Source organism: Hyphomicrobium sp. (assembly GCF_041674905.1).
Classification (GTDB): domain Bacteria; phylum Pseudomonadota; class Alphaproteobacteria; order Rhizobiales; family Hyphomicrobiaceae; genus Hyphomicrobium_B.
Genome location: NZ_JBAYUV010000024.1, coordinates 1 through 19469, shown reverse-complemented (window position 1 = coordinate 19469; position 19469 = coordinate 1). Strand labels below are relative to the sequence as shown.

The 19469-nt window shown below is 60.9% G+C and carries 18 protein-coding genes and 1 pseudogene; 9 read left to right on the top strand and 10 right to left on the bottom strand.

Features of this window, described 5'->3' with window-relative positions:
- Positions 1–47 precede the first annotated feature (47 nt).
- Entirely contained in the window at positions 48–470 is a 423-nt protein-coding gene (locus tag WC026_RS10890) for an HIT family protein (RefSeq protein ID WP_372710967.1), read from the top strand.
- A 75-nt stretch (positions 471–545) separates the two neighbouring features.
- Entirely contained in the window at positions 546–1187 is a 642-nt protein-coding gene (locus WC026_RS10885) for an NAD(P)-dependent oxidoreductase (protein WP_372710966.1), read from the top strand.
- A 74-nt stretch (positions 1188–1261) separates the two neighbouring features.
- Here WC026_RS10885 and clpA read toward each other — a convergent pair whose 3' ends face one another.
- Positions 1262–3712 (bottom strand): ATP-dependent Clp protease ATP-binding subunit ClpA, encoded by a 2451-nt coding sequence (gene clpA / locus WC026_RS10880; protein WP_372710964.1) that lies wholly within the window; start codon positions 3710–3712, stop codon positions 1262–1264.
- A 7-nt stretch (positions 3713–3719) separates the two neighbouring features.
- A complete protein-coding gene (clpS, locus tag WC026_RS10875) occupies positions 3720–4109 on the bottom strand; it encodes an ATP-dependent Clp protease adapter ClpS (protein ID WP_372710963.1) in 390 nt (129 codons plus the stop codon).
- A gap of 652 nt (positions 4110–4761) precedes the next feature.
- Here clpS and WC026_RS10870 point away from each other — a divergent pair.
- On the top strand, positions 4762–6609 hold the full coding sequence (locus tag WC026_RS10870; protein WP_372710962.1) for a serine hydrolase: 1848 nt from the start codon (positions 4762–4764) through the stop codon (positions 6607–6609).
- A gap of 128 nt (positions 6610–6737) precedes the next feature.
- Here WC026_RS10870 and ilvD read toward each other — a convergent pair whose 3' ends face one another.
- The 3 genes from ilvD to WC026_RS10855 form a co-directional block, all read right to left on the bottom strand.
- Positions 6738–8567 carry a dihydroxy-acid dehydratase gene (gene ilvD / locus WC026_RS10865; RefSeq protein WP_372710961.1) on the bottom strand — a complete coding sequence of 610 codons (1830 nt, stop codon included), beginning with the start codon at positions 8565–8567 and terminating at the stop codon, positions 6738–6740.
- Positions 8568–8776: 209 nt separating this feature from the next.
- Positions 8777–9244, bottom strand: a complete 468-nt coding sequence (locus WC026_RS10860) for a hypothetical protein (RefSeq protein ID WP_372710960.1) — start codon at positions 9242–9244, stop codon at positions 8777–8779.
- Positions 9245–9292: 48 nt separating this feature from the next.
- Positions 9293–9778: a cupin domain-containing protein gene (locus WC026_RS10855; protein ID WP_372710959.1), complete on the bottom strand. Its 486-nt coding sequence runs from the start codon at positions 9776–9778 to the stop codon at positions 9293–9295.
- A gap of 186 nt (positions 9779–9964) precedes the next feature.
- On the opposite strand from WC026_RS10855, the gene WC026_RS10850 reads away from it, so the two are divergent.
- The 6 genes from WC026_RS10850 (at position 9965) to WC026_RS10825 (ending at position 15228) form a co-directional block, all read left to right on the top strand.
- Complete coding sequence (locus WC026_RS10850; protein WP_372710958.1) at positions 9965–11311, top strand: sigma 54-interacting transcriptional regulator; 1347 nt, start codon at positions 9965–9967, stop codon at positions 11309–11311.
- 163 nt (positions 11312–11474) lie between these two features.
- Positions 11475–12383 carry a LysR family transcriptional regulator gene (locus WC026_RS10845; RefSeq protein ID WP_372710957.1) on the top strand — a complete coding sequence of 303 codons (909 nt, stop codon included), beginning with the start codon at positions 11475–11477 and terminating at the stop codon, positions 12381–12383.
- A 273-nt stretch (positions 12384–12656) separates the two neighbouring features.
- On the top strand, positions 12657–13856 hold the full coding sequence (locus tag WC026_RS10840; protein ID WP_372710956.1) for an NAD-dependent formate dehydrogenase: 1200 nt from the start codon (positions 12657–12659) through the stop codon (positions 13854–13856).
- A 73-nt stretch (positions 13857–13929) separates the two neighbouring features.
- Positions 13930–14412 carry a cyanase gene (gene cynS, locus WC026_RS10835; protein WP_372710955.1) on the top strand — a complete coding sequence of 161 codons (483 nt, stop codon included), beginning with the start codon at positions 13930–13932 and terminating at the stop codon, positions 14410–14412.
- Positions 14413–14684: 272 nt separating this feature from the next.
- Positions 14685–14930, top strand: a complete 246-nt coding sequence (locus tag WC026_RS10830) for a hypothetical protein (RefSeq protein WP_372710954.1) — start codon at positions 14685–14687, stop codon at positions 14928–14930.
- Positions 14931–14994: 64 nt separating this feature from the next.
- Positions 14995–15228, top strand: coding sequence for a hypothetical protein (locus WC026_RS10825; protein ID WP_372710953.1), 234 nt, complete (start codon positions 14995–14997; stop codon positions 15226–15228).
- Between the two features lie 79 nt (positions 15229–15307).
- On the opposite strand, the gene WC026_RS10820 is transcribed toward WC026_RS10825, so the two are convergent.
- The 5 genes and pseudogenes from WC026_RS10820 to WC026_RS10800 all read right to left on the bottom strand — a co-directional run.
- Complete coding sequence (locus WC026_RS10820; protein ID WP_372710952.1) at positions 15308–15775, bottom strand: chemotaxis protein CheW; 468 nt, start codon at positions 15773–15775, stop codon at positions 15308–15310.
- A gap of 72 nt (positions 15776–15847) precedes the next feature.
- Positions 15848–17437, bottom strand: coding sequence for a methyl-accepting chemotaxis protein (locus WC026_RS10815; protein ID WP_372710951.1), 1590 nt, complete (start codon positions 17435–17437; stop codon positions 15848–15850).
- A 300-nt stretch (positions 17438–17737) separates the two neighbouring features.
- Positions 17738–18427, bottom strand: coding sequence for an SDR family oxidoreductase (locus tag WC026_RS10810; RefSeq protein WP_372710950.1), 690 nt, complete (start codon positions 18425–18427; stop codon positions 17738–17740).
- Position 18428: 1 nt separating this feature from the next.
- On the bottom strand, positions 18429–18950 hold the full coding sequence (gene hutX / locus WC026_RS10805; RefSeq protein WP_372710949.1) for a heme utilization cystosolic carrier protein HutX: 522 nt from the start codon (positions 18948–18950) through the stop codon (positions 18429–18431).
- Positions 18947–19469, bottom strand: a pseudogene (locus WC026_RS10800) (hypothetical protein); the annotation flags it as partial. The gene hutX and the pseudogene WC026_RS10800, both read right to left, overlap by 4 nt.

Here is a 19469-nt window from a genome sequence, read left to right as displayed (position 1 = left end):
GTGCGGATGGGCCGGGCGTGCGAAAGCCAGCGCAAGCGAGCCTCATCATGTCCTATGACACGAACAACATTTTCGCGAAGATCCTGCGCGGCGAAATCCCGTGCCACAAGGTCTACGAGGACGCGGACGCGATCGTCTTCATGGATGTGATGCCGCAATCGCCGGGGCATGCGCTGGTCCTGCCGAAGTCGGCGTCACGCAATCTGCTGGACGCCGACCCGGCCGTTCTCGCGAAAATCATTCCACTCGTGCAGAAAGTTGCGGTCGCCGCGAAATCGGCCTTCAATGCCGACGGCGTCAGCATCGCGCAATTCAATGAAACCGCAGGCGGGCAAACGGTCTTTCACCTGCACGTCCACATCATTCCTCGTTACGAGGGCCAGCCGCTCAATACGCATGCCCGCAACATGGAAGACAACGCGATCCTCGCCGCCAATGCCGAGAAACTGAAGGCGGCTCTCGCGGCCTAGCGAGGGAACCCCGCTCGGCTTCAGGACTTTGCTCTGATACGCTCGACAAATCCGGTGGAACGGGAGTTGACGCTTATGGCCTTGATCCTTGTAATCGGCGCGAGCCGCGGCATCGGATTGGAAACCGTGAAGGCTGCCCTCGCTGCCGGGCACAAGGTGCGCGCCTTCGCACGTTCCGCACCATCGATCGACATCGCCGATCCCAACCTGACGAAGATCACGGGCGACGCCTGCAATCGCGGCGAAGTCGCGGCGGCCGTGCAAGGCGTCGACGCCGTGATCTACACCGTCGGAACCGCCAGCCCGTCCGAACTGCTCTTCGGAACGACATTGTTTTCGGATTCGACGCGCGCGCTCGTCGACGCCATGCAAGACGCGGGAGTCCGCCGACTTTTGATGGTGACGGGGGCCGGCGCCGGCAACAGTCGCGGCCGCATCAACTTCCTTTATGACAACCTCGTTTTTCCGCTCATCCTGCAGCGGGCCTATAACGACAAGGATATCGCCGAAGATTTCGTCGTGAAAAGCGGCCTCGACTGGACGATCGCAAGACCGGGCGGACTGACAAACAGACCTGCGACTAGACGCTACAAAATCCTGAACGAACCAAAGGATTGGCGCGGCGGATTCATCTCGCGCGCCGACGTCGCGGACTTTCTGGTCAAGCATCTCGACGATGCGACGATCTTTGGAAAGACGCCGCTTCTGGTCGACTGAAAAGCCAACAAAAGAAAAAGAGCGCGGCCGGACCGCGCTCTTCCTCAATCCCTGTTGCGCTTTGATCCGCGCAACTACTCTTCTTTCTTTTTGCGCGGCACGCTCGGCACCGCGCCGGACTCTTTCGGCTTGTCGCCCCTCTCTTTCGGACCGGGCAGCGCTTTCTTCGGCGTTGCCTCGGCGAGCACGGGCTGCGGACCATCGTCGTCCGTCTCCTCGTCCTCGGGCGACCTGACCCGCTTCGACGGGTCGAGCGGCAGGATTTCAAGCGCCAGTTCGCGATCTTGTCCCTTGCCCTTCACGAGCACCTTCACCGTACCGCCGTTCTCGAGCTTGCCGAACAGCAGCTCTTCCGCCAGCGGCTTCTTGATGTACTCCTGAATGACGCGTGCCAGCGGCCGGGCGCCGAACTTCTCGTCGTAGCCTTTCTCCGCCAGCCAGCGCGTCGCCTCATCCGACAGTTCGATCGAAACGCTGCGATCCGCCAGCTGGGCTTCGAGCTGGAAGATGAACTTCTCGACAACCTGCGCGATGATCTCCGGCGGCAGGCCCGAGAACGGCACGATGGCGTCAAGACGGTTGCGGAACTCAGGCGTGAACAGCTTCGTCACCGCTTCCGTATCTTCACCCTCACGCTTCTGGCGATTGAAGCCCATCGGCGGCCGCGCCATGTCGGAAGCACCCGCATTCGTCGTCATGATCAGAATGACGTTGCGGAAGTCGACCGACTTGCCGTTGTGGTCCGTCAGCTTGCCGTGATCCATCACCTGCAGCAGGATGTTGAACAGATCGGGATGCGCCTTCTCGATTTCGTCGAGCAGCAGCACGCAATGCGGATGCTGATCGACGCCATCGGTGAGCAGCCCGCCCTGATCGAAGCCGACATAGCCCGGAGGCGCACCGATCAAGCGCGAAACCGTGTGCTTCTCCATGTATTCCGACATGTCGAAGCGCAACAGCTCGACGCCCATCAGGTTGGCGAGCTGCTTCGCGACCTCGGTCTTGCCGACGCCGGTCGGGCCTGAGAACAGGTAGCAGCCGATCGGCTTCTCCGGTTCGCGAAGACCCGCGCGCGCCAGCTTGATCGCGCTCGACAGAGCCTCGATCGCCTTGTCCTGCCCGAACACCAGCCGCTTCAGATCGCGATCGATATGAGCAATGACTTGCGCATCGCTCTTGGTGACCGTCTTCGGCGGGATACGCGCCATCACCGCGACAGTCGCCTCGATCTCCTTGGTCGTAATCTTCCGCTTGCGCTTGCCTTCCGGCAACAACATCTGCGACGCGCCCGTCTCGTCGATCACGTCGATCGCCTTGTCGGGCAGTTTGCGGTCGTGGATGTACTTGGCCGAAAGATCGACCGCCGCCTTGATCGCTTCGTTCGTGTATTTGACCTTGTGATAATCTTCGAACACGGTCTTCAGACCCTTGAGGATCTCGATCGCGTCTTCGATAGTCGGCTCCTTCACGTCGATCTTCTGGAAGCGACGAACGAGAGCACGGTCCTTTTCGAAGTGCTGGCGATATTCCTTGTAGGTTGTCGAGCCTATGCAGCGAAGCGTGCCCGACTGCAGCGCTGGCTTCAGCAGGTTCGACGCATCCATCGCGCCGCCCGACGTCGCGCCGGCGCCGATGACCGTGTGGATTTCGTCGATGAACAGCACCGCGCCCGGAAAGGCTTCGACTTCCTTCATCACGGCTTTGAGGCGTTCCTCGAAATCGCCGCGATAGCGCGTGCCTGCCAGCAACGCACCCATGTCGAGCGCGAAGATCGTCGCGCCCTTGAGCACGTCGGGAACCTGACCGCCAACGATCTTGCGCGCCAAGCCTTCGGCGATAGCCGTCTTGCCGACGCCCGGGTCGCCGACGAACAACGGGTTGTTCTTCTGACGACGGCAGAGCACCTGCACCGTGCGCATGACTTCCTGCTCACGGCCGATCAAAGGATCGATCTTGCCGTCGCGCGCCTTCTTGTTGAGGTTCACGCAGTACGTGTTCAACGCGTCGCCTGGCTTTCGCTCTTCACCCTCGGTCGCGGCCACATCCTCGTCGACGCCGCGAACCGTGCGCGGCTCGAACATGCCCGGACGCTTCGCGATGCCATGGGCGATATATTGAACGGCGTCGAACCGCGTCATTTCCTGTTCCTGCAGGAAATAAGCGGCGTGGCTTTCCCGCTCGGAGAAAATGCCGACGAGCACGTTGGCGCCCGTCACTTCCTCACGGCCCGATGTCTGCACGTGAACGATCGCGCGCTGCACGACACGTTGGAACGAGTTCGTCGGATGCGCATCGCGCGCCGACTTCGAAACGATCGGCTTGAGTTCGGTATCGAGGTATTCGATCAACCGCGCACGCAACTGCTCGAGATCGACCGAGCAGGCGCGCATGACAGCCGCCGCATCGCGGTCGTCGACGAGCGCCAGCAACAGGTGCTCAAGCGTCGCGAATTCGTGATGGCGCACATTCGCGTATTGCACCGCGCGGTGCAACGAAGCTTCGAGATTTTTGGAGAGCGATGTCAATCGAGTCCTACTCTTTCTCCATAGTGCACTGTAGAGGGTGGCCATGTTGCCGCGAAAAGTCCATGACCTGCGTCACCTTGGTCTCGGCAACCTCATACGTGTAGACGCCGCAGATACCGACGCCTTTGTGGTGAACGTGAAGCATGATGCGCGTCGCGTCTTCCTGTCCTTTGTTGAAGAACCGCTGCAGAATAAGAACGACGAACTCCATCGGCGTGAAGTCGTCATTGAGAAGGAGAACCTTGTACAGGCTCGGCTTCTTCGTTTTCGGCCGGGTCTTGGTGACAATGCCGGTCTTGGAATCGCCCTCGCGATCTTCGCGACCAGGGCCATTCGGCGGATCGTTGTTTCCCGCCAGCCTGACCAGCGCAGCAATAGGCAATTTTCTCGTCGTCATCTCCCGCCTCAAGGCAGTCCCGAATCCTTCTGTCCTCCGGAAACTAGCGGTCAATGCGGACACGGGCGAGGCAGAAAAGCTACGCTCCACTGCCCAGACCCGGGCCCAGACGGCCACCAATGCGTTTCGCCAAATATCCAATAGAACGCGCCCACATCTGATAGGATCACAATATAAGCATGGCCCCGGCAAAAAACAGAATGGGCAATGTAGGTGTAGATCCGCATTTCGAAAAATTTTCTGCTTGGGTCCGGCTCTATGCTGGCATCATCGACGCACCCAATTTGTCGACGCCGAACGGCCGGGTGCTGACGGCCAGATAAATCCCCACGACAGAGTTGAAAGCTTCTAAATCCTGCGGGCGGCGTTGCGCGCCTCCCGCTGTCGACACAATTCACGCCGTCCCGATCTGAAACGCACAATTACCCAATATTTACCGCGGTTTTTAACGTTACCGCAGTCCCTCCAGGCTACAGTCTATAAGCATCTTTAAGGCGCGGGCCGGTGCTTTTACGCCCAAAAGGTGCCTAAAAACAGTGCTCTCCTCTAAAATCGGGGCGGGCAAACCCGCGGGAGCCGAATTTGGCAAACCCGCGGCGCAGCAGGTAGTCAAGCGACCCGCCTCCATCGGGCGGTCAGAGGGATTAGCGTCGTGTTCCGACGGGCGTTTGCGTTTGCGCTCCTTTTCCTGGCGTTGGCCGGAGCTTTTCCGGTGCGCGCGGCGGCGGCCGTGCAACGACACGCCGCGTTCGTCCTCGACGTGAATTCCGGGGCGATCCTCCACAACGACGACGGCGACGCCGTTCGCCATCCGGCTTCCCTCACCAAGATGATGACGCTCTACCTGACGTTCGAGCTCATTGAGAGCGGCCGCCTGAAAATGTCGGACATGATCACGATCTCCGAGCGCGCCGCAGGCGCCGCTCCGTCCAAGCTCGATCTCAAACCCGGCGCACAGATTTCCGTTGCCGACGGCATCAAGGCGATCGTCACAAAGTCGGCCAACGACATCGCCGTGGCGCTCGCCGAAAAAATTGGCGGCACGGAAGCCAACTTCGTCCGGCTGATGAACACCCGCGCCCGCGACATCGGCATGACGAAGACGAATTTCGAAAATCCATCGGGCCTGCCGGACGACGATCACGTCTCCACCGCGCACGACATGGCGATCCTCGCGCTGCACCTGATGGACGATTTTCCGGCCCATTATCAGGTCTTCGCGACGCGCACGTTTACGTATCGCGGCAAGTCGTACCGCAACCACAACACGATGCTCAACACGTTCCAGGGCGTCGACGGCATCAAGACCGGCTACACCCGCGCCTCGGGCTTCAATCTCGTCACGTCGGTGCATCGCGGCGGCCGCCATCTCGTCGGCGTCGTGTTCGGCGGATCGACGGCAGCTGCGCGGAACGCGGAGATGCGCGTTCTGTTGACGAAAGCGTTCACGCGCGCCTCGACGGCGAAAACGCGAAAGCCGATGCTGATCGCGAAGCTCAAGGGCTCGCCGAAGGCCGCATCGCGGGCGGCGTCTCGCGCGCCGAAAGTTCCCGAGGTGGCGGCCGCCGAACCGGAGCGGCTCCCTGCAAAACCAGCCCAGCGCGTCGCGGAGGCCCGAAGCCGCGAAACGCCGATCCAGATCTTCAAGGTCAAACACGTTCCGCTTGCCACAAAACCTGCCACGCCAGCCGCGGATGAGACAACGGACATGCAGGACACTGCCCAGGATTCGGGCCAGGATTCGGGCCAAGCTTCAGACCGGAACTCAGGCCGGGATTCAGGCCAGAATTCAGACCAGGACAACGGCGAACCGCCAGAGGCTGGCGTCGTGCAAACGGCAAATGCCGATCACAATGCCGACGCCGGGTTTCTCGCCGCTGCCGAGCGCCTCGGCCAGCGCGCGGAACTGCTAGATGCGTCGGACAGGGCATCGACCGAGCCCGAACCGATCGCACGACCCGCCGCGAGGCCCAGCGCGCAAGCCACCGCAAGGCCAATCGCACGGCCAGTCGCGCAACCAATCACGCAACCGGCCGCCTTTGCGGCGACGTCCGCGCCGGTGGCCGAGATCGAGCCTGCTCCCGCGCCACCACCGTCCGCCCTTCGCTCCGCGCAGAGTGCCGAGCCCCGCCAACGCGGGCTACAGCCTTCGACGCTCAACGCGCAGGCCTGGGCGTTGACCGGACGACCGCAGGCGGCGCCCGCTCAGGCACAATACGAGCAGCGGCAAGTCACGCGGGTCAGCGCCGCGGCCGGCGGCTACGAGGTGCAGATCGGCGCTTATGGGTCGATCGCCGAGGCTCAGCGCGCCCTCAACTCCGTACAGGATCGCGCCAAAAAGCTACTCGCCGGCGTTCCGTCCGTGACGCAACCGGCAACGGCGAACGGCCGCCAGATTTTCCGCGCGCGTTTCGCCGGTTTCGACGCCGGTCGCGCCGCCTCGACCTGCACCGAGCTTCGCCGCAAAGGTGTCGATTGCTTCGTGATGGCCGGCCAGTAGCCGCCGCCAAGCTCCGGCGCAGCGCGCGACAACGGCCGCGCCGGACGCAGGAAGCACGACAAAACAAAGGGCTAGAGCCTTTCCGCGATTCCATCAAATCGGAGAGGCTCTAGATCAAAATCCGGATGTCAGACCTTCCGAACCGCGCCGTTTGCGGCGCTCGTCGCCATCGCGGCATAAGCCCGAAGCGCCTTCGAAACCTGCCTCTTGCGCGGCACGGCCGGTTGCCAGCCAATCGCCGCCTGCTTCGCGCGCCGCTCGCCAAGTTCCTTGTCGTCGATCCGAAGTTGTATTTTCCGATTGGGAATGTCGATATCGATCACGTCTCCATCGCGGATCAGCGCGATCGCGCCGCCTTCCGCCGCTTCCGGCGAGACGTGCCCGATCGACAGCCCCGACGATCCCCCCGAGAAGCGGCCATCGGTGACGAGCGCGCACGATTTGCCGAGACCCTTCGATTTGAGATAGCTCGTCGGATAAAGCATTTCCTGCATGCCCGGACCACCGCGCGGCCCTTCATAGCGGATGACGACGACATCGCCCGGCTTGATGTCACCACCGAGGATGCTGGAAACCGCCGCGTCCTGGCTGTCGAAAATGCGCGCGCGGCCAGAGAACGTCAGCAGGCTGTCGTCCACGCCGGCGGTCTTCACGATGCAGCCGTCGTCGGCGAGGTTTCCGTAAAGAACGGCCAGCCCGCCGTCCTGCGAAAATGCGTGCGCTTTATCGCGGATCACGCCCTTCTCGCGATCGAGATCGAGTTCCGAATAGCGGCGATCCTGGCTGAATGCGACTTGCGACGGCACGCCGCCCGGTGCCGCGCTGTAGAATTTATAAGCCGTTTCGCCGTTGGTCTGCTTGATGTCCCAGCGCGCCAAGGCTTCGCCCAGACTTCCCGAATGAACGGTCGGAAGCTCGGTATTGATCAGGCTGGCCCGGTCCAACTCGCCAAGGATGGCCATGATGCCTCCGGCCCGGTGCACGTCTTCCATGTGAACGTCCGACTTCGCCGGGGCAACCTTGCAGAGGCACGGCACGCGCCGCGACAGCCGATCGATGTCCTGCATGGTGAACGGAATCTCGGCTTCGTGCGCCGCCGCCAGAAGATGCAGCACCGTATTCGTCGATCCGCCCATCGCGATATCCAGCGTCATCGCGTTCTCGAACGCCGCGAAGCTGGCGATCGACCTCGGCAGCGCGCTTTCGTCGTTTTGTTCGTAATAGCGGCGCGCGAGATCGACGATGAGGTGCCCCGCTTCAACGAACAGACGCTTGCGATCCGCATGTGTCGCAAGTGTCGAGCCGTTGCCGGGCAACGCAAGCCCTAGCGCCTCGGTTAGGCAATTCATCGAATTCGCCGTGAACATGCCCGAGCACGACCCGCACGTCGGGCACGCCGCTCGTTCGATCGTTTTGACGTCTTCATCCGAGACATTGTCGTCGGCCGCAGCGACCATGGCGTCGACCAGATCGAGCGCATGCTCCTTGCCGCCGAGCACGACCTTGCCCGCTTCCATCGGACCGCCGGAAACGAAGACCGTCGGAATGTTGACGCGAAGCGACGCCATCAGCATGCCGGGCGTGATCTTATCGCAGTTGGAAATGCACACCATCGCATCGGCGCAGTGCGCGTTGACCATGTACTCGACGCTGTCCGCGATCAGCTCCCGCGAGGGAAGGGAATAGAGCATCCCGTCGTGGCCCATCGCGATGCCGTCGTCGACCGCGATGGTGTTGAATTCCTTCGCGACGCCGCCCGCCCGCTCGATCTCACGAGCGACGAGCTGGCCAAGGTCCTTGAGATGCACATGCCCCGGAACGAATTGCGTGAATGAGTTCACCACCGCGATGATCGGCTTGCCGAAATCCGCATCTTTCATGCCGGTCGCGCGCCATAGTCCGCGCGCCCCCGCCATGTTCCGGCCGTGCGTCGTCGTGCGTGAACGATAGGGAGGCATGTCGAATTCCGTATTGTTGAGCGGAGATTTGAGGATGAGCACGCCGTGACGCAATTGTCACCATGCTGCGCCACGATAGGCCAACATACCTGCCCTGCTGGCAATGCGGTAACACGCCGTGGGGTTAGCGAGAGCTTGGGAACGCCTCCCATGCCAGTGGAGACGCGGCAGACGCATTTTTCGACGTCAGAGCACCCATTTCCCGTTGATTACGGCGCTCCGGGCGCGCGGCAGGCCCCCATCCGTTGCCCATACTGGATTTCGACGTTCGTCACCTTTCCGGCCGCGTCCTTGACCTCGATGCGGCCGCGAAACGCCGTGGGCTCGAGGGCGAACATGCCCACGGCCCTCGATGGATCGGCCGAGGCGCATTGCGCGATGAAACCGGTTCGAGTTTCGCCGGCGCAGACCTCGTATTTGGGGCACGCTGACGCCGGCATATCGCTCAGGATGGCGAAGACCTCGTGATTGACGATCGCCGGTACTTCGAGGCAGCGCTCGACCTGCCGGACGGTTCGCTGTGCTCCGGTCGCGGGATCTTCGGCAATCACGTCAACCTGATAGCTGCCCGGCTGCAGGACATGATTCAAACCCGTGCCGTGCGTCTCGATCGGGGCGATCGCCGTTGCCAAGACGGCAAGCACCCCGACGCGGTAAGGCGCGTTTCCAAGTCCCATCGCCCTTCCCTTTCGTTTGCGTCTCCGTCAAGAAGACCGACGCACGAATTATCGTTTCGGCGGCGGCTCAGGAAAATACTGGATGTCGAACGGCCGGGAATACTTCAGATAGAGCACGCACGGAGCGGCCGCGCCGCACTCGAGGCCGTGCGGCGGCGCATTACCCGGAAAGCTGATGTAGGCGGGTCCATTGAAGGCCGTCCTCGTCCCATCATGCGCGACGAGCGTGAATGCCCCGCTGAGCCAGAGATAGACTTCATCCGATGTGTGACTGTGATTGGGAACGACATATCCCGGTGGAAATCGCAGCAGAACCTCAGCATCGCCCTTCGAAAGGTCGCCCCGGAGCACCGCGATTTCGCCCCCTTCCGGCAGTCCCTCAACCTTAAGCGGGCCCCAAACGGCCTTGCCGATATCGACAATCGTCTGGTCCTTGCCGAAGGACAGCGGCTGCACGTTCGAACCGATCTCGGCCGCGCTGACGGACTGCGCGGCCAGGAACAGCGCTGACAGAAAAACCGATGCTTTGATCATGCGATGTCTCTCCCTAAGTGTCCTTTGTCTAAAAGAAAGAGCATTTTGCGTGCCACCCTAGCCCAGACGCAAATCTCTCTGCGCTATGATAGGGTTACGGCATCTCCAAAATTCGCGACGAACTCATTTGCGAAATGTCACAACCGCGCTATCGTGAGAAATCGCAACCGCTCGCGAATTTTCACAATGATCGATACCGGCGCGTCGAATATCATCGGGCAAAGCCGAAGCCTCCGGCAATGCGTGGAGCGCGCGGACGCGGTCGCCCTCACCGATGCCACCGTTCTCATCCTGGGAGAGTCGGGCGTCGGCAAGGAACTGATCGCCCGGCGCATTCACGAGCGTAGCCGGCGCGCGCGCCAGCCCCTTGTCGTGGTGAACTGCGCGGCCGTCCCGAGAGACTTGTTCGAAAGCGAATTCTTCGGACATGTGCGAGGCGCCTTCAGCGGCGCGACGCGTGACCGGAAGGGCCGTCTTGAAACCGCGCATCAAGGAACACTCCTCCTCGATGAGGTCGGCGAGATCCCGCCCGAGCTGCAGGGAAAACTTCTGCGCGCGCTGCAGCAAATGTCGTTCGAACGCGTCGGCGACGATCAGACTCGGCAGGTCGATGTCCGTGTCATCGCGGCGACCAATCGCTGCCTGGCCGATGATGCGGCTTCGGGTAGGTTCCGGCCGGATCTCTACTACCGGCTGAGCACGTTTCCGATCGAGGTGCCGCCCCTTCGTGAGCGCGCCGACGACATCGGGATGCTCGCGGATCACTTTCTGGCCGAGATCGCGGGCCGTTTGCGGCGCAAGCCGCCGCGTCTTTCGAAACAGCAAGTGCGGCAGCTCTGCGCGTACGATTGGCCCGGCAATATTCGCGAGCTTCGCAACGTGCTCGAACGCGCCATTATACTTGGCAGCGCGGATCTGGACGCCGTGTTGCCGCCTGCCCCGAAACCGAGAGCCGCCGCGCTTCCGCGCGCGCCGACCGAGACGGTGGATGGCGATTACGTGACCGCCGACGAAGTTCTGGCGTTCGAGCGCAATAATCTCATCGCTGCGCTGGAAGTCGCGAAATGGCGCGTATCCGGCAAAGGCGGCGCCGCCGATCTGCTGCGCATGAACCCATCGACGCTGGCCTCACGCCTCCGGGCTTTGGATATCCAGCGCCCCGCGCCAGACTCGCTGTATTTGCGGATCGGAGGACGCGCAACGATCACCGCGTTGGCTCGTGATCTTCTTGGCCGGATGCAAGCCGATCCGCAGGTCGGACGGTTCTGGTCCGATCGCAGCATCGTCGGAATTCGTCAGGAAGAGAAACTTCTCATCCAGTATCTGTGTTCAGAGCTTGGAGGCCCGACGCGATACGCCGGGCGCGATATGGTAAGCGCTCACGCGCATCTGCCGATCACGGCGAGCGATTGGAGGGTCTTTCTCCAATACCTCGAGCGGACGTTTGAGGCGTTGGGCCTTGATCAAGGCAGCAGACGCTCCCTCCAAGATGCGGTCGGGCAACTGCAGCCGTCCATTGTAACGATGGCGTAAGAGACCTATCGTAGGAACACAAATAGAATTGCGAAACGTTCTAAATCCGGCGCCAACAGTGGCTGCGGGAAGTTTTATGAATAAATTTGACTTGAAGATCGATATATCCGCATTGCTATTTCACTGATGCGTTGAACATGTGCTCTGAAAGCCCGATCGCACTATGTTTGTTCGTCAATTGACTTACCTGGTGACGCTGGAACGCGAAAAGCACTTCGCGCGCGCCGCTGAGAAATGCAACGTCACCCAGTCGACGCTTTCGGCCGGATTGAAGGCGCTCGAGCGCGAACTCGATATGCGCCTTGTGATCCGTGAACCGCGTTTCATGGGCCTCACCCCCGAAGGTGAGCGCGTCGTCGAATGGGCAGCCCAGATCATCATCGACTATGAAAGCCTGAAACAGGATGTCGAAGGACTGCGCGAGGGACTAAAAGGGACGTTGCGCCTCGGCGTCATTCCCGCAGCGATACCCGCCCTCGCGAGACTGACCGCCGCATTCTGCGCCCGCCACCCGCACGTTTGCGTCGACGTCAACTCCATGACATCGATCGAAATCCAGAGCGGCCTCGACAAGTTCGAACTCGACGCCGGCTTGACCTATCTCGACAACGAGCCTCTGGTGAACGTCCGCAAACGCCAGCTCTATAAAGAGAAATATATGTTCGTGACCAGCGCCCACGGACCGTTCGCGAAACTTCCCCACATTACCTGGCACGACGCATCGAACGAAAATCTGTGCCTGCTCCACGAGGGCATGCAGAACAGACGCGTGCTCAATAATATCGCGCGTTCAGTCGGCCTTAAGCTCACCCCGACGGTAACGACAAATTCATTTCTCGCCGTATGTTCCTATGTAACCAGCGGCGTATGGTCGAGCATCATCCCGCATACGTTTTCGTATCTGTTCGCCGAATGCAAAGAGCTGAAATTGATCGAACTCGTTGAGCCGGTACATGGCCAGTACATCGGCCTCGTCACGTCCGATCGCGATCCGATGACACCGCTCGCCCACGCCCTCATGCAATGCGCAACGCGTTTGAATTTTGACGACGCCGCAATGGTAACAACGTAAACGCGGCCATAATCGCGTTCTGATCGATGCCATCGATCAAACGACAAAATCCATTTGTTTGACGATCCTGTCGCACGCCGCGACAGTCCACTGACCTTAACGCGCGACAACGGCAGGAGACATTGCCACGCCGTCGAGGTGAGGAAGCGCGAGGAGCAGCTTAGCCGATCGGCCGCGGTCGATCCGCACTTTAGCCCCTCATCCGATCCGTCGTCCTCCTGCACGCGAGTGCGGGCGCGCTTCCTCATGGCTCAATCCATGAAGGAAATGAAAATGGCAAAAGTCGTTTGTGTGCTCTACGATGATCCGGTTACCGGACACCCGAAGTCCTATGCCCGGGACGATATTCCCAACATCACCAAATACCCCGACGGCCAGACGACGCCGACGCCGTCGGCGATCGATTTCAAACCAGGCGAAATGCTCGGCAGCGTCTCGGGCGAACTCGGCCTGCGCAAATATCTGGAAAGCAATGGCCACACGCTCGTCGTGACATCCGACAAGGACGGCGCGAATTCCAAGCTCGACCAGGAACTGCACGACGCCGAGATCGTCATTTCGCAGCCGTTCTGGCCGGCTTACATGACGGCTGAACGCATCGCCAAGGCGCCGAAGCTGAAGATGATCGTGACGGCCGGCATCGGATCGGATCACACCGATCTCCAGGCCGCGATGGATCGCGGCGTCACGGTCGCCGAAGTCACCTACTGCAACAGCAACAGCGTCGCCGAACATGTCGTGATGACGATGCTGGCGCTCGTCCGCAACTACATCCCATCCTACAACTGGGTGATCAAGGGCGGCTGGAATATTGCCGACTGCGTAACGCGCTCTTACGATCTCGAAGGCATGCATGTCGGCACCGTCGCCGCCGGCCGCATCGGTCTTCGCGTTCTGCGCCTGCTGAAGCCGCATGACGTTCACCTGCATTATCTCGATCGCTACCGTTTGCCGGAAGCCGTCGAGAAAGAGCTGAACCTCACTCATCACACGAGCCTCGAAAGCCTGACGAAGGTTTGCGATGTGGTGACGCTCAACTGCCCGCTGCATCCTGAAACCGAGCACATGATCAACGAGAAGACGCTGAAGAACTTCAAGCGCGGTGCCTATCTGGTCAACACCGCACGCGGCAAGCTCTGCGATCGCGACGCGATCGTGCGCGCGCTCGAAAGCGGCCAGCTTGCAGGATACGGCGGCGACGTCTGGTTCCCGCAGCCGGCTCCGCAGGACCACCCGTGGCGGACGATGCCCCATCATGGCATGACCCCGCACATCTCGGGCACGTCGCTTTCGGCGCAGGCTCGCTATGCGGCCGGCACGCGCGAAATCCTCGAGTGCTACTTCGCGAAAAAGCCGATCCGCAACGAATACCTGATCGTCCAGGGCGGCAAGCTTGCGGGCGTCGGCGCGCATTCTTACAGCGCCGGCAACGCGACGGGCGGCTCGGAAGAAGCCGCGAAATTCAAGCGCTAGAACGTCAAGCCCAACATGACAATCGGCGGCGAGCGGCAACGCTTGCCGCCTCATCACCATCTTGGAGAGCATCATGCGTCGCGATCAATTGACCGAGAAGATTCTTGATATCAAGCGTGCGAAAGGCTGGAGCTGGAAGCACATCACCGATGCGATCGGCGGTATTTCGCCTGTCCTTGTTGTCGGCGCATTGCTCGGACAGCAGAAGCTCATCAAGCCTCTGGCAAAGAAAGCAGCTAACCTTTTCGGCTTGTCGGAAAGTGAAGAGCGCCTACTCAATGAGGTCCCAAATCGCGGCGCGCAAATGCCCCCGACCGACCCTCTGATCTATCGGTTCTACGAACTCGTCATGATCAACGGACCGGCCTGGAAAGCCTTGATCGAGGGAGAATTCGGCGACGGCATCATGTCGGCGATTGATTTCGACATGAGCATCGAACGCCAGCCGCACGCCAAAGGCGATCGCGTGCAAATATCGATGTCGGGCAAGTTCCTGCCGTACAAGTATTACGGTAACGAGCAAGGCATTCAGGAGACCGGAACGAAGGAAGACTAGCGTCCGCCTTCTCCCTGTGCCGCCGCATTATAAGAGAGATATTCGGGGTGCCGGTCACGTTGCTGCGGCGCAGCAGCAGGGCCGGCATTTTTCAGTTTGATTTGGCTCATGGTGCGCGCTTTTGAACGCTGCAAAAATCCAATGTAGTCGTTAGGCTATGAATAGGCGTTCACAACCTTGGCGTTGCATCGAACGCTGGCATTGGCGATGCGCTCTCCATGAGCCGGGCTAGACCCATCTTATGACGATAGGGATAAGGATTTTAAAACGCGATGACAGACGTCAGCGAGAAGCACGTAACCCTGACCAAGATGTGCGAACTGCATTCCATCGCGATGCCCCGCGACGGCGAACTCGCGGAGCAATTTCAAAAGGCCTTCCCGACAGCCGCATTCGACGAGTCCGCTCGCGAATGGCGCATGGTCTGGAAGAAGGGCGCATACGCCGAATCCAATGCACGCCTCGAAGCGTTTTTTCACGACAACGGCGCATCCGTAGTCCACGTCGACAAGTGCTGAGTCCTGACGAACCCGCCCGGCGATTCCCAAATCCCTTAATCAGCGCTTTTCTCGGAGAACTCGCATGCATCATGCCACGGAGGCTCGCCATTTCGACAAACCTCCAAGTCATGCGTTTGCATTGCCCAAGGAGGGCAGGCTGACCGAGCTGCTCCTGAAGGAATTTCCCGAAGCTCACTTCAATGAAGAGTTTCAGGAATGGCGGATCGATTGGGACGAGAAGGCCTTCCCGCATCAGGGTCAGCGACTGGATGCGTTCGCAACGACCCACGAGCTCGAAATTTTCCATCGCTATTGATACGCGTCGCGCAGTCGGCAACACAGTTCAAGCGGTGCGGAACGTCGCCCCGCATCGCCTCGATCGTTAAGCCCTTGTGTTACGCTGCCAGCACTTCCGACGTTGCTGCAATCTTGTCGAGCGACAGAACACTGATCATCCGGCCTTCGCCCGCGATGACACCTTGGATCAGGCTTCGTGTTGTCGCAGACGCGACATCCGGCGTCGGCTGAATATCGTCGTCCTTGCCGCTGAAGATTTCCGACACGGCATCAACGAGAAATCCGATCGCCTGCTTTCCCATCTCCACGACCATGATGGCATGGCGCGTCGACGGCTCTGCCGGCGGAAATCCCATCCTCGCGGAAAGATCGATGATCGGCAGGACCGTTCCGCGCAAATTGATAACGCCCAGCATATAGCTCGGAGCATGCGGAAGCTGCGTGACGGGCGTCCAGCCACGGATTTCGCGAACGTTCATCACGTCGAGACAGAATTCCTGCTGGCCCAGTCGAAACGCAATCAGTTCGCGGCCCTGAGCCCCGTCGGATTTCAAGCTTGTCGTCATGATTTCATCCCTTGGGTGAGATTCGAGGGTCGAGGCTCGCGCCAGAACCCTCGGGCTTTATGCGCGCGATTTCTAGAATTCCGTCCAACCATCATCGGCGCCATTGACGACCTTGCGCCCCGAAGCAGCTGATTTGGCAGCAGACCGAGACGAGGCCAGCTGCGGCCGTGCAGCCCCCCTCGCGGCAGGAGCTTTGGGCGCGCTCCGGAAGGCATGCGGCGCCGCCCGTTCAAGGTCTTTTCGCAGCGCATCTCCCTCGCCGATGTCGAAGTTGGACATCAGGCTAGCCATCGTATCGGCTTCCGCCGACAAGGCATGAACGGCGGCCGTGCTCTCCTCGACCATCGCCGCGTTCTGCTGTGTGCCTTCGTCCATCTGGGCGATGGCCTTGTTGATTTCGCTCAGGCTGGTCGCCTGCTCCTCGGCACCGCTCGCAATGTGCCGCACCAGATCGCTGATCTCGTTCACACGCATAACGATGCGGTTCAAGGCGTCGCCCGTCTCGCTCACCAGCTTTGCCCCCGTTTCAACCTGATGCGAGCTGGTTGAGATGAGCCCCTTGATCTCCTTCGCAGCTTCCGCCGAGCGCTGCGCCAGGGCGCGCACTTCACTCGCCACGACGGCAAAACCGCGACCGGCGTCGCCCGCGCGTGCCGCTTCGACGCCGGCGTTCAAGGCGAGAAGGTTGGTTTGGAAAGCTATCTCATCAATGACGCCGATGATCTGCGAAACCTTTCGCGATGACGCCTCTATCTGCTGCATGGCGGTTACGGCCTGACGCACGATTTCGCCGCTGTGCTCGGCCTCCGATCGCGCCGTGGTAACGGTCGCGCTGGCCTGCTTGGAGCTGTCCGCGGTCTTGCCGACGGTGGTTGTGATCTCGTTGAGCGCGGCAGCGGTTTCCTCCAGAGAGGCGGCCTGCTGTTCCGTCCGCCGGGAGAGATCATCCGACCCACCGGCCAACTCGGCCGCGCCGGAACGGACCGCATTGGCGTTGACGTTGATGCCCTTCAGAGCATCCTGAAGCTTGCCCATCGCGACATTGAAGTCGCTACGAAGTTGCTCATACTCTTCCGAGAAGGCATCGCTGATGCGGAATGTCAGCTTGCCTTCCGTAAGCTTGCGCAACCCCTCTCCGAGCGCGTCGACAACCTGGTTCTGTCGCGCGGCAAGCGCTTCGCGATCTTGCTCGTTACGCGCCCGCTCTTCTTCGGCGGCGGTAATGTCGGTCGCAAACTTGACGAACTTGTAAACCTTGCCGTTGGCATCGATCATCGGGTTGTAGGACGCCTGGATCCAGACATCCTTGCCACTCTTGGCAATACGGCGGAATTTTTCGGCGACGAACTCGCCGCGATTGAGCCGGTCCCAGAACTGGCGATATTCATCGCTCCTTGCATAATCGCGCTCGACGAACATGCGGTGATGACGCCCAGCGACCTCTTCCGCCGAATACCCCAGGACCGACAGAAAGTTAGCGTTGGCCTGGATCACAGTGCCGTCGAGATTGAACTCGATGACGGCCTGCGAACGGTTCATGGCGGCGACTTTCGCTTCCAGATCCTTGATTCGCTCCGCTTCTGCAGGATCTATGATGGGAGCTTCGACATGCACCTGTTTTGTTTGCTCGGGTTCTGCCTGGCGGGTCCATTTCAAAAACATGGTGGTGTCCATCTCCGGATATAATCTGGGCCGCGCGTTATCACACAGCCGGCGGTGGTCAAAACACGTGCAAACGATACGCGCCGACAGGACGTCGAACGCTCGTATATGAGAAAACTGGAAAGCAGTTCAGATCATCCCGGACAAGCCGGAGCGGAACGAGGCGGCTTCATGCCCTGATCGATCCGATCAGTCGTCCGTATGCTGAAGTTACCGGAACATTAGTTTACAGATAATAAAAGCTTAAGCGGCGAAGCATGCATTATTGAAATGCGATTCCGCCTCACGTCGAGTATCGCCCTACGAGACGACCGGTATCGCAGGCCGCAGCTCGAAAGGACGGATCGGATTGACCGTCTGGGCCGTTTCGGCGTCAACGGCTGCAAAAGCCTGCCCGATCGTGGCCGGATCGCCCAGGACGCGAACGATGAGCTCGGCGACGTCGTCGCGGTTGATGAAACCATGCATCTCCGGATCGCGGCTCAGAATACCCCGGCCCGTTCCCGGGTCCGACCGCAGCCCGCCGGGACGGATGATGGTCGCCGCAGGCATGACGCGCCGCAAGTAGTCTTCGGCCCGCGTCTTGGCATCGACTGCGGCGCCGAATGCCGCGATGGCACGCTCGGAGCGATACGGCGCCATGTCGCCGCAACCGATCGACGTGACCAGCACGAAGCGGTGGACACCGTGAGCCACGGCGGCGTCGATGACGTTGATGTTGCCGGTTTCATCGACATAGGTGCCGTCCGGCGCCCGCCCGCTGAGCGTCGAAACGACATCGCACCCGGTTGGGATACCCGCGAAGGCACCGGCAACGTCCTTTTTCGACAACGCATCCCCGCGCACGATGTGAGCACCCATGGACGCCAGATAGTCGTTCGCCGTCGCCGGACGCAGCATGGCCGTAACCGGCACGTCGTGCTGCTGCATGAGCCGGGCCAGCACCAGCCCGACTCCGCGACTGGCGCCGAAAATCAGGATCGGACGCATCTCACGCCTCGCCGTCCGAACCGAATTTGGCTGCGAGCGCCGTGAACCGCTCGACTTGGTCGGCCTTGAGCTTGCGCTCCTTGTCGCGCCCGACAAAAATCTTAAACATCGCCTCTCCGTCGGCATTGAAGAACTGAACCGACATCGTCTCGACCCCCATGAACGGCCTGCGCAAAAACACGATCGCATGGCAGTTGCCGGCACGCAAATGCCCGCTCAGCCCGTTGCCGCCCTTGAGATTATAGAACCCGTGGCCTACCGTACCGCCGGGCAGCGGACCTTCATATTCGACGATGGCATCCTTGGTATGGACGATGAAGGTGATGTCGCCCCAGCCAGCGATATCTTGCATGACATCGATGAAATGCGCGCCCGCGATGCGCTTTCCCATTCCGGCGGGAAGACATTCGACGACACGTTGAAGCGACAGGCCATGCGCGGAGGCCACAGCCTCGAGCACGCCGTCCGGCTTCTCCGCCAGTTCCTCGCGGACGCGGTTTAGGACTGGGACCATGTCGTTCATGCGGAGTCTCCTGTTTTCGATCGGGGGGTGAAGTGCGGTGGCGACGCGCCATGCGTCGCGTGAGAAACCGGCGCTGTGCTGGTGATGATGTCGTTGAATGCCGCGATCAGGTTGCTGTACCAGAAGCGGCCTGCGAGGGTGAGATTGGCCACGTCACTCTCCATCACTACCAGCCCGGCGCGCTGCCATTGCTCCAGCAACGGCAGAAACTGCGCCCTCGTATCGGCGATGTGCGGCACGTCGAGCCCGCCGAGATCGAGATGCCCGACCTCAAACCCGCCGGTCACGTAATGGCGCGCGATGGCGAGATCGTCGGAGAGGCTCATGCCCCCGATCGGCTTGCACCCGGCGGAAATACCGTCTGAATAGGTCTGCAGATCGCCGCTGACGCTGTAGCTGTAGCGTCCGATGATCCCCCCCCCCCCCCCCCCAGACCCGTGGGCCAGAAATTCCCTCCCCTCCTTGATGCGCGGGTTGTGGCGTTTGGCCTCCCCGGGGGTCCGCCCCCCGGGGTGGTGT

What these genes read in the sequence shown, in the direction of transcription:
- WC026_RS10840 (WP_372710956.1), top strand. Translation starts at nt 12,657, where the DNA reads ATGGCAAAAGTCGTTTGTGTGCTCTACGATGATCCGGTTACCGGACAC.
- ilvD (WP_372710961.1), bottom strand. Translation starts at nt 8,567, where the DNA reads ATGCCTCCCTATCGTTCACGCACGACGACGCACGGCCGGAACATGGCG.
- WC026_RS10820 (WP_372710952.1), bottom strand. Translation starts at nt 15,775, where the DNA reads ATGACGACAAGCTTGAAATCCGACGGGGCTCAGGGCCGCGAACTGATT.
- WC026_RS10850 (WP_372710958.1), top strand. Translation starts at nt 9,965, where the DNA reads ATGATCGATACCGGCGCGTCGAATATCATCGGGCAAAGCCGAAGCCTC.
- clpS (WP_372710963.1), bottom strand. Translation starts at nt 4,109, where the DNA reads ATGACGACGAGAAAATTGCCTATTGCTGCGCTGGTCAGGCTGGCGGGA.
- WC026_RS10815 (WP_372710951.1), bottom strand. Translation starts at nt 17,437, where the DNA reads ATGTTTTTGAAATGGACCCGCCAGGCAGAACCCGAGCAAACAAAACAG.
- WC026_RS10825 (WP_372710953.1), top strand. Translation starts at nt 14,995, where the DNA reads ATGCATCATGCCACGGAGGCTCGCCATTTCGACAAACCTCCAAGTCAT.
- cynS (WP_372710955.1), top strand. Translation starts at nt 13,930, where the DNA reads ATGCGTCGCGATCAATTGACCGAGAAGATTCTTGATATCAAGCGTGCG.
- WC026_RS10855 (WP_372710959.1), bottom strand. Translation starts at nt 9,778, where the DNA reads ATGATCAAAGCATCGGTTTTTCTGTCAGCGCTGTTCCTGGCCGCGCAG.
- WC026_RS10830 (WP_372710954.1), top strand. Translation starts at nt 14,685, where the DNA reads ATGACAGACGTCAGCGAGAAGCACGTAACCCTGACCAAGATGTGCGAA.
- WC026_RS10890 (WP_372710967.1), top strand. Translation starts at nt 48, where the DNA reads ATGTCCTATGACACGAACAACATTTTCGCGAAGATCCTGCGCGGCGAA.
- WC026_RS10885 (WP_372710966.1), top strand. Translation starts at nt 546, where the DNA reads ATGGCCTTGATCCTTGTAATCGGCGCGAGCCGCGGCATCGGATTGGAA.
- WC026_RS10845 (WP_372710957.1), top strand. Translation starts at nt 11,475, where the DNA reads ATGTTTGTTCGTCAATTGACTTACCTGGTGACGCTGGAACGCGAAAAG.
- hutX (WP_372710949.1), bottom strand. Translation starts at nt 18,950, where the DNA reads ATGAACGACATGGTCCCAGTCCTAAACCGCGTCCGCGAGGAACTGGCG.
- WC026_RS10860 (WP_372710960.1), bottom strand. Translation starts at nt 9,244, where the DNA reads ATGGGACTTGGAAACGCGCCTTACCGCGTCGGGGTGCTTGCCGTCTTG.
- WC026_RS10810 (WP_372710950.1), bottom strand. Translation starts at nt 18,427, where the DNA reads ATGCGTCCGATCCTGATTTTCGGCGCCAGTCGCGGAGTCGGGCTGGTG.